The sequence below is a fragment of the Microcoleus sp. N9_A1 genome (genome assembly GCF_036701795.1).
Taxonomy (GTDB): domain Bacteria; phylum Cyanobacteriota; class Cyanobacteriia; order Cyanobacteriales; family Microcoleaceae; genus Microcoleus.
Genome location: NZ_JAUBRI010000103.1, coordinates 1 through 15,419, shown reverse-complemented (window position 1 = coordinate 15,419; position 15,419 = coordinate 1). Strand labels below are relative to the sequence as shown.

18 protein-coding genes are annotated in these 15,419 nt (G+C 44.4%); 7 read left to right on the top strand and 11 right to left on the bottom strand.

Going from position 1 to position 15,419, the window contains the following annotated elements:
• The first annotated feature begins 63 nt into the window (after positions 1-63).
• The 3 genes from QUA58_RS28740 (at position 64) to QUA58_RS28735 (ending at position 1,379) form a co-directional block, all read left to right on the top strand.
• A complete protein-coding gene (locus QUA58_RS28740) occupies positions 64-612 on the top strand; it encodes an RNA-guided endonuclease InsQ/TnpB family protein (protein ID WP_445301913.1) in 549 nt (182 codons plus the stop codon).
• Positions 554-817, top strand: coding sequence for a zinc ribbon domain-containing protein (locus tag QUA58_RS31690; RefSeq protein WP_445243639.1), 264 nt, complete (start codon positions 554-556; stop codon positions 815-817). Before QUA58_RS28740 ends, QUA58_RS31690 begins: the two co-directional genes overlap by 59 nt.
• Positions 818-1,025: 208 nt before the next feature.
• Positions 1,026-1,379 carry a DUF6464 family protein gene (locus tag QUA58_RS28735; RefSeq protein WP_333397506.1) on the top strand — a complete coding sequence of 118 codons (354 nt, stop codon included), beginning with the start codon at positions 1,026-1,028 and terminating at the stop codon, positions 1,377-1,379.
• A gap of 82 nt (positions 1,380-1,461) precedes the next feature.
• On the opposite strand, the gene QUA58_RS28730 is transcribed toward QUA58_RS28735, so the two are convergent.
• On the bottom strand, positions 1,462-1,881 hold the full coding sequence (locus QUA58_RS28730; protein ID WP_333249594.1) for a late competence development ComFB family protein: 420 nt from the start codon (positions 1,879-1,881) through the stop codon (positions 1,462-1,464).
• 5 nt (positions 1,882-1,886) lie between these two features.
• The gene (locus tag QUA58_RS28725; RefSeq protein WP_333249593.1) at positions 1,887-2,195 is read right to left on the bottom strand and encodes a DUF1830 domain-containing protein; all 309 of its coding nucleotides are present in this window, start codon (positions 2,193-2,195) and stop codon (positions 1,887-1,889) included.
• Positions 2,196-2,428: 233 nt separating this feature from the next.
• Here QUA58_RS28725 and QUA58_RS28720 point away from each other — a divergent pair, with 233 nt between their 5' ends.
• Positions 2,429-2,590 carry a hypothetical protein gene (locus tag QUA58_RS28720; RefSeq protein WP_333249591.1) on the top strand — a complete coding sequence of 54 codons (162 nt, stop codon included), beginning with the start codon at positions 2,429-2,431 and terminating at the stop codon, positions 2,588-2,590.
• A gap of 577 nt (positions 2,591-3,167) precedes the next feature.
• On the opposite strand, the gene QUA58_RS28715 is transcribed toward QUA58_RS28720, so the two are convergent.
• Positions 3,168-3,554 (bottom strand): response regulator, encoded by a 387-nt coding sequence (locus tag QUA58_RS28715; protein ID WP_333249589.1) that lies wholly within the window; start codon positions 3,552-3,554, stop codon positions 3,168-3,170.
• 145 nt (positions 3,555-3,699) lie between these two features.
• Here QUA58_RS28715 and QUA58_RS28710 point away from each other — a divergent pair, with 145 nt between their 5' ends.
• Entirely contained in the window at positions 3,700-3,900 is a 201-nt protein-coding gene (locus tag QUA58_RS28710) for a hypothetical protein (RefSeq protein ID WP_333397504.1), read from the top strand.
• Positions 3,901-4,067: 167 nt separating this feature from the next.
• On the opposite strand, the gene QUA58_RS28705 is transcribed toward QUA58_RS28710, so the two are convergent.
• From QUA58_RS28705 to QUA58_RS28670, 8 genes are all read right to left on the bottom strand, one after another.
• Entirely contained in the window at positions 4,068-7,529 is a 3,462-nt protein-coding gene (locus QUA58_RS28705) for a PAS domain S-box protein (protein ID WP_333249586.1), read from the bottom strand.
• A 264-nt stretch (positions 7,530-7,793) separates the two neighbouring features.
• Positions 7,794-9,719, bottom strand: a complete 1,926-nt coding sequence (locus QUA58_RS28700) for a response regulator (RefSeq protein WP_333249582.1) — start codon at positions 9,717-9,719, stop codon at positions 7,794-7,796.
• Between the two features lie 202 nt (positions 9,720-9,921).
• The gene (locus QUA58_RS28695; protein WP_333249580.1) at positions 9,922-11,208 is read right to left on the bottom strand and encodes a chemotaxis protein; all 1,287 of its coding nucleotides are present in this window, start codon (positions 11,206-11,208) and stop codon (positions 9,922-9,924) included.
• A gap of 467 nt (positions 11,209-11,675) precedes the next feature.
• Entirely contained in the window at positions 11,676-12,110 is a 435-nt protein-coding gene (locus tag QUA58_RS28690; protein ID WP_333249578.1) for a hypothetical protein, read from the bottom strand.
• Positions 12,098-12,310, bottom strand: a complete 213-nt coding sequence (locus tag QUA58_RS28685) for a hypothetical protein (protein WP_333249576.1) — start codon at positions 12,308-12,310, stop codon at positions 12,098-12,100. Before QUA58_RS28685 ends, QUA58_RS28690 begins: the two co-directional genes overlap by 13 nt.
• A gap of 456 nt (positions 12,311-12,766) precedes the next feature.
• A complete protein-coding gene (locus tag QUA58_RS28680; protein WP_333249574.1) occupies positions 12,767-13,228 on the bottom strand; it encodes a hypothetical protein in 462 nt (153 codons plus the stop codon).
• Positions 13,225-13,503: a hypothetical protein gene (locus QUA58_RS28675; protein ID WP_333249572.1), complete on the bottom strand. Its 279-nt coding sequence runs from the start codon at positions 13,501-13,503 to the stop codon at positions 13,225-13,227. Before QUA58_RS28675 ends, QUA58_RS28680 begins: the two co-directional genes overlap by 4 nt.
• A 6-nt stretch (positions 13,504-13,509) precedes the next feature.
• Positions 13,510-14,097: a hypothetical protein gene (locus QUA58_RS28670; protein ID WP_333249570.1), complete on the bottom strand. Its 588-nt coding sequence runs from the start codon at positions 14,095-14,097 to the stop codon at positions 13,510-13,512.
• Positions 14,098-14,247: 150 nt separating this feature from the next.
• Here QUA58_RS28670 and QUA58_RS28665 point away from each other — a divergent pair, with 150 nt between their 5' ends.
• Both QUA58_RS28665 and QUA58_RS28660 read left to right on the top strand, forming a co-directional pair.
• Entirely contained in the window at positions 14,248-14,733 is a 486-nt protein-coding gene (locus tag QUA58_RS28665; protein WP_333249568.1) for a hypothetical protein, read from the top strand.
• 3 nt (positions 14,734-14,736) lie between these two features.
• A partial coding sequence (locus QUA58_RS28660; protein WP_333397502.1) for a hypothetical protein occupies positions 14,737-15,419 on the top strand: 683 nt, incomplete at its 3' end.

Here is a 15,419-nt window from a genome sequence, read left to right as displayed (position 1 = left end):
GTATTTTATTCATGAGTATAACGCCAGTTTATCTATCAATTAAAACCCTTAATTTTCCTTGCTATGCAGGACTACCTCAAAATCAAAACCGTCTCTATTACCAAAAAAGCTGACGGGTACTATGTCACTCTCAGTTTGGAAGATTCAACAGTCCCTGAGATTAAACCTGATTTCAATCCTCAAAAGATTGTTGGAATTGATGTTGGGCTGAAGGATTTCTTGACAACATCAGAAAACGAGACTGTGGCAATTCCTCAACATTACCGCAAAGCTCAAAAGCGCCTGCGAACTATTCAAAAGCGAGTCTCGCGTCGTAAAAAAGGCAGTAACCGCAGGCAAAAAGCAGTTAAACAACTGGGGAAATGTCACAAGAAAGTAGCGGATAAACGTAAAGACTTTCATTTCAAAACTGCTAATAATCTTTTGAAAAAATATGATGTTGTTGTAGTTGAAGATTTGAATGTTAAGGGACTCGCTCGTACAAAACTAGCTAAATCTGTGTTAGATGCTGGGTGGTCAAGCTTTCTGTCGATTCTCACAAATAAAGCCGTAAATGCTGGGAAAGTTGGTAGTCACAGTAAGTGCCTACAATACTTCACAAGATTGCTCTAGTTGCGGTGAAAAAGTACCAAAAAAGCTGCATGAAAGATGGCACGACTACCCACATTGTGGATGTAGTCTTGACCGTCATCACAATGCAGCTATCAATATAAAAAATAGGGCGGTGGGTCATCCCGTTCTTAAAGCTCAGTCAATGTCCGAAGCAATAGCTGGAGTCGCTGAGAAGCCTACACCATACTGTACTCAGTTGGCGTAGGAGTATGTCACTTACCTAAAGCGAGTTGAAGCGTATTTCCTACCCTGTTGGTTAGTCGGCTATCCCCCGATCGCCAAAGGTTCTATAGTTAAGTTGAGCGCCTCAACCGAAATTACTCTCTCTAGAAGAAGTTATCTTTCTAGATGAAGAAAATGTCGGTTTAGGCAACTATTTGCCCCTTTAGTTCAGTTCGCGAACGCACCGCCAAGTGGAACAAAATACTTTACCCGTAGAGGTGATTCTCTCTCACCCCCGCCAATATTTAGGTAGCATTCGGCTGGATTGGACGCCACAACCGGGGAACCATCTAGATTTAGAGGGAGAAACCTACGCTGTCTTGGAACGCCACCACCGCTATCAACTCAAATCCGGCCGCTACCGACTGCAAAAAATTGCCCTGTATGTGCAGTCGGCCACACCGCCGACGGAAAGAACTTTTGTAAGCGGCATCTGGGTTATCGGAGATGCTAGCTGTCGCTTTAATGCTCGATCGGAAATTCTGCGCTGTGCTGTCAATCCCAATGGCCCGTGCAACTGCTGCTGCGATTACCAAAAGTCTTGAACCATCGAGTCAGTACACAATTCCACCTCGCCCAACCGAGAGTGCCGAGAATCTCGGCGTCTCCCTCATTTACGAGAAACTATCAAAACCAACTAGCAACTCTCGAATCAAATTTAACTTCTTCAGGCAGGTGGTAATCTATCTTGTGATAGCTGTGCAGCACGTCGCGAATGCCAGTATGAATCAAATTTTCTATGTGTAGCAACTGCTCTGAAGAACAGCGAACCTGGACTGTTTGGTTTGACACAGACTCGCCGGAGTCGATCGCAGTATATCTATTAGGAACTCGGCTGAGCACATAAGCAATTAAATCTTGTCGCAATCCCGAAGGCGAAAAAGCTTGTTGGTAGGGGTGCTTCGGATAAGACTCCAAGATAATTTCTACTTCCTCTGTGACTACAGCTAAGGTAATATTGACAATATTTTTCTGCATTTTCCCCGTCCCCAAACACTCGTTAACTAATATTTTTGTGGTCGTTCTCGATCTCGTCTGATTTCTCATGAATTTTAACCGGCTAATACCGCCAATCGTTCTTCGGTAATCACCAGCTCAAACTCGGAACTTACCTCTTCTATAACCCGCAGCACGTAGCAGGGAATCTTGTCCGATAAAATAGCACTTGCCACCGTACCAGTGTGAATTTCTAAGACTGCTTCTGCAGCAGCTTCAAACATCAGTCGCTGTCCCGGAAACATCACTCTTTCAAAGTACCAATTAGGAATGTTCCCAATCCGAAGCACCTGAACTAGGTTGGTAACATTTGCGTAATAGCACAGAATCTGGTTGTTACCTTTATAAGATAGCTGATCAGACATTTAAAAAATCTCCACACTCTTTCAAAAACTTACTGAGACTTGGCTTTGCCTGTTAGTGGCAATTGCGAGTTTGGCTCTTGATCAAACGACCGACTTATTTTTGGGGTGTTATTCGAGAGCGCGAATCACATCTTCAGTTATTAATTTTTGTAGCATTGAGTTATCCTGCCAACACTTAGAGGACTGGCGCAGAAACTCCGTTTTTCCCGGTTAAAAAATCCAGTTTGTTTGGTATGCAGGGCCTAGATCCTGACTTATTTAGGTTGATTGTGCTGGGGCACCAGTTAATCGAAAGTACCATCACTGCCCCGAACTCTCCTGACAACAGGTTCGATCTTTGGCAGCGGAATGGTGCTGAAAGTGCGATCGACCTTCAGATCCAGAGCTTCGAGTAAACTTTATCTAAAAAATATGAGGAAATTATGAAGACCATCATTTTTTTTGATAAATCTACTTTTGCCGAAGCAGAGATTACAACAGTTAGGTAGAAACCCGGGTTTTTTACCAAAAAACTTAGCTGCATCTGTGTTCCTGGCTTAAAAAACCCGGTTTCTGAGGGAAGCCTGCGTAAATCTTGGATTAGCAGGCAGAAACGGGGGGTTTTTACCAAAAAACTTCGCTACATCTGTGATTTCGCGTTAAAAAAACCCGTTCTTGAGGCAAGTGTGCGTAACTTCTGGAGGAGTTATTCTGCCTTTGAAATACGGTGATAGCCGATCGGCTTTTTAGGTAACAAAAAACCCCTACTCCCTGAGATCATCTTTGCAACTTCTAGGAAATCCGAGTTTAAAGTAATACCAATTCGGAAAAATAAGGCTACACATAAATTGGTAAGTGAGCATATGTAGGGACACGGGGATTCCTTGTCATTATAGAGATATGCGACTTTTAATAATAGGTATAAGATTGAAAATTGTAGCAAGATATTTTTGAAGGGGTATAACCAATGACGCGATCGCATTTTCTCTCAGTTTAAAGCAACGGTTCCCAACCCAGAATTTCCGCCACTTGCTGTGCCAAACTCAAAGGATCGAAAGGCTTGGCAATCACCCCCGCTACCCCCAAATCAGCAAATTCGCTCAAATCCATCGCCTGCACCTTAGCCGTCAGGAAAATCACCGGAATCCCCCGAGTAGCCACATTGTTTTGCAGCAAACCAAACAGAGTAAGTCCGTCCATATCCGGCATCATCACATCTAGCAGAATAGCGTCAGGAAGTTGAGTTTCAGCTAACAGCAATCCTTGGCTGCCGTCGGGCGCGCTTAGTACAATCCAGCCGCCTAAATGTTCCAGACAAGCCTGAATCACGCTGCAGAGGTTTTTTTCATCATCGATGACCAGAATGCGCTTTGCTGACATAATTAAAACTCTAATTTTAAATTAATCATCTTCAGTTGACAGTTGACAGTTGACAGTTGACAGTTGACAGTTGACAGTTGACAGTTGACAGTTGACAGTTGACCTGGGATAGCGACCTCTACCTGGAAGGAAGAGGATTGGAGTAATGAATAGTCTTCTTTTAATTTCTCCCGATCAGGCTTGGGGCTTTAAACCAATTCTTTCTGGTAAACCAAAAGAGGACTTACGCACGCTGCCTCATCAACCCGGTTTCTTCACAGATATAGCAGATGTTGAAGGAAGAAGGAAGAAGGAAGAAGGAAGAAGGAAGAAGGAAGAAGGAAGAAGGAAGAAGGAAGAAAATTAAGGATTTCAGCAATTAAGAGCGTCCTAATTTTATTGGCGGTTGCTATATTTTGCCACTTACCTACTTAAACCGAGAACATAAAAATTGACATATAGCCCTCCCAAAATCATCCTAACGGCGTGCGTGGCGAGGAAAGTTAGCTTTCGCGAGATCTGATCAAAGCAATCTCAAACCTCCAAACTTTTTCCCCCTTCGCCTTCCAACGGTGCAGGCACTGTGAAATAGAAACTGCAGCCTTGTGAGACAACACTTTCGACCCAAATTCTGCCGCCGTGCTGCTGTACTATGCTGCGACAGATAGCCAAACCCAAACCCGTACCTCCTTTTTGGCGGGAGTCAGAAGCATCGACTTGTTGAAACCGTCCAAAGATAGTTTCTAGTTTATCTGCAGGAATCCCCCGCCCTCGATCTTTAACTTCAAATAAAACCCGTGAAGCGTAGCTATCCTGTAGGGAATCGCCCAAATCTTCAACCCTGACAGTTACTGTACTCCCTGGAGCGGAGAATTTAATCGCATTGCTCAACAAATTTACCAGCAGTTGAACGATTCTGTCGGGGTCAGCCCAAATTTGGGCTGTTTCGGGCAAAATCGACAAATTAATGTTATTTTCAGCAGCCACAGACAGCACAGCTTCCGCAGACTTCCGCATCAAAACCTGGGCATCGCACCACTGCTTCACGAGGATAACTTGGCTCGAATCGAGCCGCTCTAAGTCTAGAATATCGTTGACCAAACGCACTAACCGTTCGGTATCGCTCGAAGCGATTTCTAACATCTGTTTGGCAGTTTCCGGTTTATTTTTCAGTACCCCAGCCGCCAGCAAACCTAAAGAACCGCGAATGGAGGCAAGCGGAGTTCTCAGTTCGTGGCTGACAATCGAAATAAACTCATTTTTCATTTTTTCAATTGCCAGACTTTCTGTGATATCTGTGACTGTGCCTACGTGACCAATTAGTTGAGATCTGTCGGAAAAAATCGGAGCTGTTTTAAGCCGACAAAACCGGATGGTTCCGTCTCGCTGGATGTGGCGGAATTTGCAGGAAAATTCCCCATCTAGCGATCGCGATTTCGACCACTTAGACAGAATTAGTTGGATGTCTTCGCGGTGAACAAACTGCATCCAGCCGTCTCCTAAAGCTGCTGCGGGCGTGAAGCCGCCAATTGCTTGACAGCGGGGATTTGTATAGGTACATTTCCCTTCAGTATCGATTTTGAAAATGCCCACGGGGGAACTCTCGCTCAGAGAGCGAAATAAAGCTTCACTTTCCCGGAGTTCTGCTTGAGAACTTTCTAGTTCTCTGGTTCGCTGCAAAACTCGCATTTCTAACCGTTCGTTGAGCTGTTGGAGGGCGGCTTCAGCAAGTTTGCGATCGCTAATATCGCGGTGCACTGATACCCAGTGGGTAAACTCACCATTTTCGTCTGCTATGGGCACAATGCTCATTTCTACCCAAAATTCCGTCCCGTCTTTGCGGTAATTGATCAAGTCAACCCGCACCGACTGCCAGGTTTCCAAAGCTGTCCGAATTCGATCGAGACTGGCGCCGTCTGTTTTTTCTCCTTGCAAGATGCGCGGGGTTTTGCCCAAAACTTCTTCTAGCGTATAGCCAGTCATCCGCGTGAAAGCTGGGTTGACATAAAGAATTCGCGGGCCCGGTTCGTGAATCGGTTCAGCTTCCGTAATTAACACGGCGTCGTTAGTGGTGGTGACTGCTGATTCCAACAGGCGCAACTGTAATTCTCTAGCTTTGCGATCGGTAATTTCTGTAACTGTCCCCACCATCCGCACTGCATCGCCTGCTTCGTTGTAAAAAAACTTACCTTTCCCCTCAATCCAGTGAATGCTGCCGTCGGGCCAAACCACGCGGTTTTCGTTACAGAAATCTCCTCGCTGGGCGATCGCCTGATTTATAACATTCTGAATATTATTTAAATCTTCTGGGTGAACGCAAGCTGCAAAATTTTGATAAGTTCCGCCAAAAGTTCCCGGTGCCAACCCATACAACTCTTCGTGTTCCCTCGACCAAACAATGCGATTTTTCTGCAAGTCCCAGTCCCAAAATCCGATTTTGGTAGCCGACAAAGCTAAGCTAAGCTGCTGATTGGTTTTTCGCAACTCCATGCTAGTAATCGCCACTCGAAGTTCTCGGGCTATTTCGATTTCGCACCGCTGCCAAGGCAAAGATTTTGATCTCACAGTTTCTTGCCACAACTCAAAGGAAGTGCGAGGAGACCTCGGCCGGCTGTCATCCGGTTTAAATTCAATTGGCCCGTCTGGTTGACCAGCCCAGTTGACAGTTTGAATTGCTTCGGGACGGAACCACAAAATGTAATAATTTTGCATCTCGGACATGGCAAGCACCAGCAAACCGCTAGCAACTTCTTTAAACTTATCGGATGGTCGATACAGTTTAGAGAGACAATCTGTATGAAAGATATCATTATTTGTTTGAGTTTTTATCCAAGCAATTAACTGTTTGATATCTCCCAATTCCGGCGTTTTGCCGATGGTTGTTAAATTTTCATTGGCACACACAACTCCACCTGTAGCGCCCACTAATGCCAGCAATTCATCTTGGGATTTAAGTAAACCTTCGACAAAGCTGTGTGATTGAGAAATTTTGGTGACAAATTTATGGCTAATTTCTTTTAAATAAATTGCATATTTCCAGTCTTCGCTATCTTGTTTGTAGCTGAGTTCTAGATTCACAAACTTTGCTAGCATTTCGCAAGCCGTTCTTGTTTCGTAGTTTACATACTTTCGTGTTGGATGGTGACAGGCGAGCAATCCCCAGACTTTTTTATCTTTGATTAATGTCAGGGTCATGCTAGCGGCAACGTTCATATTTTTGAGATATTGAACGTGGCAAGGGGAAACTGTTCTCAACAAAGAACAGGCCATATCCAGGGGGCGACCGGTCAACGGATTGCAGTGAGGAATTAGTTCTACAGGCTGACCGTTAATATCGGGAATAAACCGAATTAAATTCATGTTGAACAGGTTTCTTGCCAGGGGGGGAATATCGGTAGCCGGATAGTGCAGTCCGAATAAAGGAGCCAAACTTTCTACTTTGTCTTCGGCGACAACTTCCCCCGCACCGGTGGCATCAAATTTATAGACGATCGCTCGATCGAAACCGATCATCCTCCGCACTTCTGCAACTGCTGTCTGACACAGCACTTGCAGGTTTGGTGTTTTGTGGATTTTGTCGATCGGCTCTTGGACTAAATTATAACAATTGAAAGAATCGCTCTTTTTCGGGGAAACAACCGACTCTAGTTCAACAATTAATGCTGAACTAGATTGATGCAGCGTCCCCTCAAAAAAAGACTGGCGGTTTTGACGTTTGAATGATAATCTGATAGCGTTACGTTGTTGGTCTTTTTCAAATAAAGCTTTTTCAATAGCCTCAATTTCCTCAGTCTCCACAAATTCCTGTAAAAATTTGCCCAAAAGTTCTTCGGGGTAAATGCCGAGAGCCTCAAAAGTATTGTTGCTAACTTGCAAAATTTTCAACACAGGAGATTCCAGCACCAAAAGGATGCCGTGAGGTTGAATCGAACCGGGGGCGTAAATTAGTTCGCAGTCGCTGTTATTGAGAGTGGCTGTGTCTGAGGGCAATACCATTGATTTTATGTGATTAATACTTCTATAAATTAGCCTGTGTTCTTGACGATCGGGCAAACATCAATCAACGCCACCGCGTCGGAGTCGCACAACCAAACAATCCCAAGTCTTGGCTAAGGCTTTCTGAGTCGTTTCGGACGCGCACTACATATTTCCTCCTAGTTATACCAGTTAAAAAGAATGCAACTGTAGGTAAACTCGAAACCATAACTATCATCATTCATTCCCAATTCTTTTATCTCAAATCTCAAATCTCAAATCGGATTAGCGCTGTGCCTGAGCCAGTCTATTTCTGAGTTGAGTCCGCTCCAAACGATTCAGGAGGCGAGCAATTAATTCCGGTTTCACGATCGGCTTATTCACGTAGTCGTCAGCACCTGCGACAAACATTTGGCGCACGGTTTCCGACTCGGAATGAGCTGTCAAAAATAGCACGGGGAGCTTGCTCCAGCGCAAATCGTTGCGAACTGCCAAACACAGCTCGATACCGCTGTAACCGGGCATCTCCACATCTAAAATTAGCAAATCCGGACAAGTCGTTTCGAGTACCTCCCAGAACTTTTCGGGATCGTCCAATGTTGTTACTTGAAAACCCCAAGGTTGTAGAATCATTTTCAGTGCAGCCAATAGATGCACGTCATCGTCTACCACCATAACTTTAGCTTCAGCAGCAGGGCCTGTCTGGTCTAGAACTTGGCCGACTGCTTTGAGTATATCTGCTGGGGGTATCGATTTGTGTAAAAAGCCGGAAGCTCCCAAACGAGCAACTTCTATTCGATCGCTCAATTGATTGTTCGCGCTAAAAACCATCACCGGAATGTCTGGTTTTTCACTGCGGAGTTCGGCTAGCAGAGTAAGTCCGTTTTCCTGAGTTCTGGAAAAGGTCAAATCCAGCAAAATCGCATCGGGAGGCTGTTGATAAATCGCACTTCTTGCCGCTTGCGGAGAGTTGGCGACTTCTATGTGGAAGCCAGAACCGGATGCTGCTATTTTCAGTCGAGCGCTCCCAAAAGTATCATCATCAACGATCAGGATGTGGCGCTGTTGGGAAAGCTGAGCAACCAAATCGCTTTCAGGTTCGGGCGGCGGGCGATCGAAGATTTGTTTGAGCAAATGCAGAAATTCCTCAATCTTCTGAGCAGTCCTCGGTTTCAAGATGTTTTCAGCCTTGAACAAATGTTCGATCTTTCGCGCAACTTCCGAACCTTTCGGCAGCCCTAAAGTTCCCAAAGAACCGACTAATTTGTGAGCTTGATCCTGAGCTTCCCGCCGCAGTTCGTCCTCCAAGGTTCCGCTTTTCAGTTGAGCGATCGCGCCCTCGAATATCGCCACCTTTTCTCTAAAATTGGCTTTTAAATTTTCCCGCATTTTGGCAACCATATTCAGGACTTTGAGGCGGCGGTCGTCATTGTTTAATTCCTGGCTCGACCCGCTGGATGCAGTAGATAAAGTCTCTTGAGTTTTAGCAGTTTCTGCCCTTTCCTGCCCAACTTGTTGGGTCTCAATCTCCTCCGGCAGACTTTTGAGCCGATAGCCCAATCCGTACACGGTTTCCACTAAATCTACAGTCATCCCGGCTGCTTTCAGCTTGTGCCGCAGCCCCTTGATGTGAGCGGTAACGGCTTCTTCTTGAGGAAATTCGCCGGCAGACCAAATGCGATCGAGGATGGCGCTGCGGCTGAAAATACGCCGGGGATTTCTCAGGAAAAGTTCCAGCAAATTGTACTCTTTGGGAGTCAAGTGCAGCACTTGTTCGGCATAACTTACTTCCGTAGTGTCCGGGTTGACTTGCAGTTTTTCCCAGGTCAAATTTGTACTCGACAAAGTTGCCTTGCCCCGGCGCAGCAAAGCCCGAATCCGAGCGATTAATTCTTCGAGATTAAAGGGTTTGACCACATAATCGTCTGCACCCGCCTCTAAACCTTGAACTCGATCGTTGCTGCTATCTAGCGCTGTCAGCAGTAAAATCGGCATTTGGCAGCCGGACGATCGCAATTTTCGACACAAACTAATGCCGTCGAGTTTAGGAATCAGCACATCCAAAACAATCAGGTCGTAATCGTATGCCTGCACCAACTGCAAGGCTGTTTCACCGTCTGCTGCCGCATTCACATTGTAATTGTGAGAGTTCAGCGCTTGAGTTAGTAAACTGACTGTAACTGTGTCATCTTCTACCAGCAGGATTTTCATAAACATCACCTGTCCTTCCAACTCTTCTTGGAACTTTTTATCGGTTTTTGGGGCTAATTAAATAGCCTTTTTACAACTGAATTTAAAAATTCCCCACCTTCAGTATAACAAATATTATTCTAGAAATAGAATAATTGTAAATTATTATTTTGATTTTATTTCTTTTCCTCTCGTAATATTTCATTAGATTCGGGCTAATATTTTATGGCTTTTTGGACTTCAGCGCCTGCTGAATCTTTTGAATCAGATATTGCGAGGAATCTTGATGTTTAACTAAGTCTTCCAACTCCGAAACTGCTACTTCGGCGTGTTCTATCTCTCGCACTAAGGAATCAGCGGCAACACTTTTTATGACTCCCAAAGGTTCTTGGATAGCGGTCAATGAATTGAAATTTTTTTCTGCTATTAATTCTTCCAACTCTAACAAAGCCATTTCTGCGCGATCGATCTTGATCGTCACGGATTTAGCCACATTAGCACCCGCTCTTGCTGCCTCCGTGAGTTCGTGAACTCGAAGTTTAAACCGACTGGCAATTTGCTCCATTTGAGTCCCCAATTCAAACGTTTTACTTGCCAGTCTGCCAATTTCTAGACTCACTTTGCTCAGACCGCTGGGCTGACTTCCCATTTGATTGGTAACTACAGCCACCTGTACTGCTAAATGCCTGACTTGTTCGATCGCCTCCCGGATGGTTCGGGAAGTGCGGTTAACCGTTTCTAAATCATTAGCTATTGCTTTGCCCACGCCCAAAATTTTATCTGTATTGTTGCAAATAGCATTAGCACCTTGAAAAGTAGCTTGAAATGCTTGGCGACCTTCGGAAGAAATCAGTTTCGCAATCCTCACAAATCGCTGATTCATTTGAGCAATTTCTTCAGCTTGTTTGACCAGTGCCAATTGCTGGGAACTGGGATTGCTTTGCAACTTTTCTGTTTGACGTTGTTGGATTTTTAAAAGCTCATTACATTCGTGAACTTTAGCCTGTTCTTGTTGAAGGAGTGCCAAATACTTGTGTCTTTCTACTCGGTATTTTTGAATAAGTTTGTTAGCTTGCGCTAAAAGTTGTGACTGGGCAATCACCAGAGTATGAACGTCTAAAAGGCGGTGGCTCTGGTCTTCCCTTACCACAATAATCGGTTCATAAATCAAGTTTTTGTGCCTGTTGAAAGACGCTTGCACGGCATCATCAACTTTCCAGTTTTCCGAAAGTAGCAAAGGCGGAATTCTAATAAAATCTAACAAGGCTCGAATCGGGTGTGACCCATAAAGTTCTACGCGATCGGGAAAACTCATTTGCTCTCGAAATTTGACGCGAGAAATCATGCCCAATATCTGTGATTCATGAGTAATAATGACTCCCGGCAGGTCGGGTTCTTGCTCAAATCTTTCAGCCACTACCTGTCCTGGAGTTGCAGCGCTCACTTGGAAGTCGTGACACGGCAGATGTCCGATCGTGAAATCGGGGGTGAGTTGAGTTGGATTGCTCATTTACCCGGATAGTGTTAAGTAGAAGTTAACAAATTATATATTAATATTATACTGGAATAAGATTGTTTAAAGTAATAACAATTATAGGGAGAAATAAGCTCTCTGGCTCCAGGGCCTGACGACAGCCTGCCTTCTGACTACTTTCATCTCAAGTCTGTTGGAGCCTGCAAGCCTGCTGCGCCCCGGGTTCCGTCCCCAAAACTGGGGCATTCATATTTGGTTCTTTAAAACAACCGGGAAAATATCTAGATTGAATCCCCACACACTGATGTTAGTATTTTGATGGCTGGCAATAACTGCGCTGCACAGGCCAGGGGATGCCAGCCTCCCAGCGTCTCCCTGTCAGGGATTGAAAAAAGGGCAGTCTTACACGCTGGTACTACCACCCAAAACCCTATCAGGGATTGATAACGCTATATCTAGTGTTAATGCAGCTTCATTGCAACACTAGATGTAGTGTTTTAAAGCTAATATTTCACCGTCAACGGCAAAGACTTCACGCCCAATTCTGCGATCGACGCGAGCCGATCGCAAAACCGCCGCCACCCGAATTCCCTGACAATACCAATGCAGCCAGCCGTACCGGGTACGTTTGCGTCAAAGTGCACGCCTAACTCCGCCCGCATCCCGTAACTAGACACTACTGGGTCAGGCGTGATGTGAAAAAATAGTCCCTCGACTCCCCGCGTGTCTAGCCAATACCCTTCAGTAGGGATTTCATATTGACCAGCGGGAATCGGGCCTTTCCCCCTTACCCATTCATCGCCCGGTCGCTGGTAGTCAGCACAGCCAGAAGTTGCAAGATAGTCGATCGCCTTTCCGTCGGGATAGTATAGTTGCAAATTTCCGTAAATCAACTCTACAGACTGAGCTAACTGCATCGTAAAAATTAATTTGTGCATTTTATTTTTTGCTTAATTTGTTCGATTAGATTTTGAATTTCTGCAAGTGTTTTGCGACCTGATACTAAATCTCGCAAATTACAAATAGTCATACCCTGAATGTATCCATACTCTTTAGCCAAATCTTCTAAGCAATCTAGCAATTGACACTTGCTAGGATTAACAGCTTCTAAAAGTTGTTTAGCTTTGTCTATGGTCATGTTGCGTTTTAGGGGGAGAAACTAGCAAACCGCCCAATAAAGTTAAAATTGGCGCTAAGAAAGGAATTAAGGCCGTAGCATTCTCTTTTTGAAAAACTAAAACTGTCCCCGCAGCCACCAACATTATTACGGAAACATTTAAACTAGCAATAGTGAAACGATACGAGTATTTGTCCACTTAGAATCCCGTGTTTTCATTGTTGTACTCGTTTAATAAATCATCTTGAATTTCATGTATTCCTCCGCGCACATGATATCCGTGATGGATTTTAAGATAATTCTGTATATCACGAACTTCCGCTCTTTGACTTATGTACAAACTCCGAAGTACAGTGAGTTTACGTTGAATATTAGCTAAAAGAGTCAGAATGCCGCGCGTAACATTCCACAAAACAATTAAACTAATCAGCGACGTTAAGAATGTTCCAACTAACGAAGCGATATCAGTAAGGTTTTTCACAAAGAATGTTGATCTAGCAATAAGTTGATTTTGTTTTCACTGCGTAAAACGCTACTATGCACTGACCCTATAGCGTTTGTTATGGTGTCCGCCTCGGGGCCCCAATATTCCCAAATGGTAAGGCTTGCTTGATTGAACCAGTAAGGGAATGAAAATTTTAGTGTGTAAGTTGTGGTCAGCTTGGGAAAAATAAACAGTTGCGTTCTGTTTAACCACAACTTTCGACCACTAACTGATTCCGCTCCTTGGGAAGGCCCGACACCAAGCCTAATTTTTTGATTAAGAAATCCACCAAACTTCCAATTCTGATCGGGTTCTGGATTTGTCACATATATTGCTAGAATGTGTTTTTCAAATTGATAGGGCGGTACGTAATCAGGTATAGGGTTGCCGCTAAAAGCTTGCGAATCGCTTTGTATCCAATTTTGAGCATTATCTAGTTCAACTAATAAGCTCATAAATCTAAATTAGCGACAACCCATAAAGCGCGCCGCATATGGAATCTTGGGTCAATACCTACAGAGTCCAAGACGTCCATGTAAGTATCGACTTCTATTTGATTTGTTAACAGCTCGCAAGAAGATTTGTTAACTAATAATGCCGCATCTTGCTCGTTTTCAGTTGCGTCACTGGTAGGCAGGATACAAAGCAAATCTTCTATTTCTTCTGGCAGGAATATCATTGATTCGTCCATACCAGGAAGCCATAAAGTTTTAGAGTCAAGATTCGGCATTATTAATTAACCTACGTACCCTTGAGGTTTAAACGAGATGCGGGCTGTTGATTGAGTAAGTTTTAACGCTGCGCGAATACCGTCTTGGACGGCTTTTTCATTGTCGGCCCCTTCGGTTTGACCGAAAGCGCAGCTAACAGTATCAGTCTCAACCAGCGTGTAAGGCTTGCCAGTGGTTCGACTAATAGCATCTTTGGTTTGAGCTTTGGCAACAGTGCACAGGACGCGAGCAAGTTCAATTTTCCTCGCTCTTTTAATTGACACGTTAGCAGTTGTCGGTTTTGTGTCTGCAGCAGCTCCAGCACCAATAACAGCAGTACGGACATTAGTAATTAAGCTGTTGTTATTTTCTTCTTTTTCAGGTTTGGGCGCAGCAGTTGGAACGGCAAGAATTTTAGTTTCCCAGTAAAAGTTGTTTGTCTCGCCAAAAGGTTTGATCCATCCCAAGCTCGAACCAACGTTAATCTTGAGACCGAGCCGAGCAGCTTGATATGCCGCTCGTTTTGCGGCTGCATCCAGTCGCCGCCAAGCTTCTAATTTAGTTTTAGCGGCCATCAACTCTTCTGCTCTATTAATATCTGCGTATCGAGCCATAAAAAATTCTTGTAATGGGATGTTTCTAATTTGACCTTTCTGCGCGGGTTTGACTACTCTTTTTTTCTTATATTAAAAATTCAACCCTATAACCCTGTAAAAATTTTGCGCTATACTGAAAACAGCTCAGAGTAAGGCTTACAGGCTATTATGACTATTACTATTGCTGGCGTAAATGGAACAATTAAAGGCACTACTGCCGAAACACAATTCTTTCAATTGATAGAGTATTTCCAAGGATTAGAAGCAGCAGGCAACAACGTTAATAGTTTTGTTTCTGGTAATTATGACAGTGACGCGCTGCTATTTACTGGCGACTTTACCGCGCCCGTGAAATTTACAGGAACGGGATTGAATTTTGTTGGCAAAACCGAAAGCTTTTTAACCGGAACTTTCACCCCTGGCACGGGCGGCAAGTTTACCGCAGCTAATTCTTTAGATTACTTTTTAGAGGTTTTGAGCTTCATTCTGGCGACTCAAAACGACGATTCTAAAAACCCTAACAAAACTAAAAATATCAGCGCCAGCGTTAACGCAACTAACGGAACTGTTAGCGGCAGTTTCACACTGCCTTTTACCCGCGAAGTTACAGATACGGGTATTACAATCACGCCTAAAGAATATTTGTTGACTTAAAAAATGCCCGAATATACTTTTCCGTTTCTGTTTGAGCCACTTAAAGCCAACAGCAGTATCCAAACAATTTTTGATACGAATACCCTTGTTGCACCTATCAAAGCGGCGATTGCGGGTTATATCGCGACACTCGGATTACCTGCCGCCGAAACAGCACACTTATCTTGGGAAAACTGCGGTGCTGCAATTTATCTAGAACAATTAGTAGCTACTTACCATTTACCGAGCTTGGGCATTCAGACACCGGCACCGGCTCTCAAACGAAATTCCACGCTTGCCGACAAAGTATCGGAAATCTCGGCGCTTAACGGTCAGTACCCAAAGTGCCAGTTAATGCTGTTTGTGCGAAATTCTGCCGCCGACCCGTGGCAGTGGAAAAATACCGAAGTTATCCAGAATTACGGGAACCGTGCAAACACGCTCGATCTAATTCCTTATCTCAGCCAAGGAACCCTCGACATTTTGGGAAAAGGAACCCAAATCGGCATTCAATTTATTGATGACCCCGTTTTTAAGACGACATTGCCGGCTGCGGGCGATCGCCTTTCAATTAAAGGAGCGCTGCGGGTCGAAGTTTCGCAGTTTGATTCAAAAAAAAATGACGTGACCGAGCAATTGCTCGATCGCATGGCAATGCTAGAACTCGCCGTCAACGGTCGGCTGATTAATTTGCCGGCTAACACATT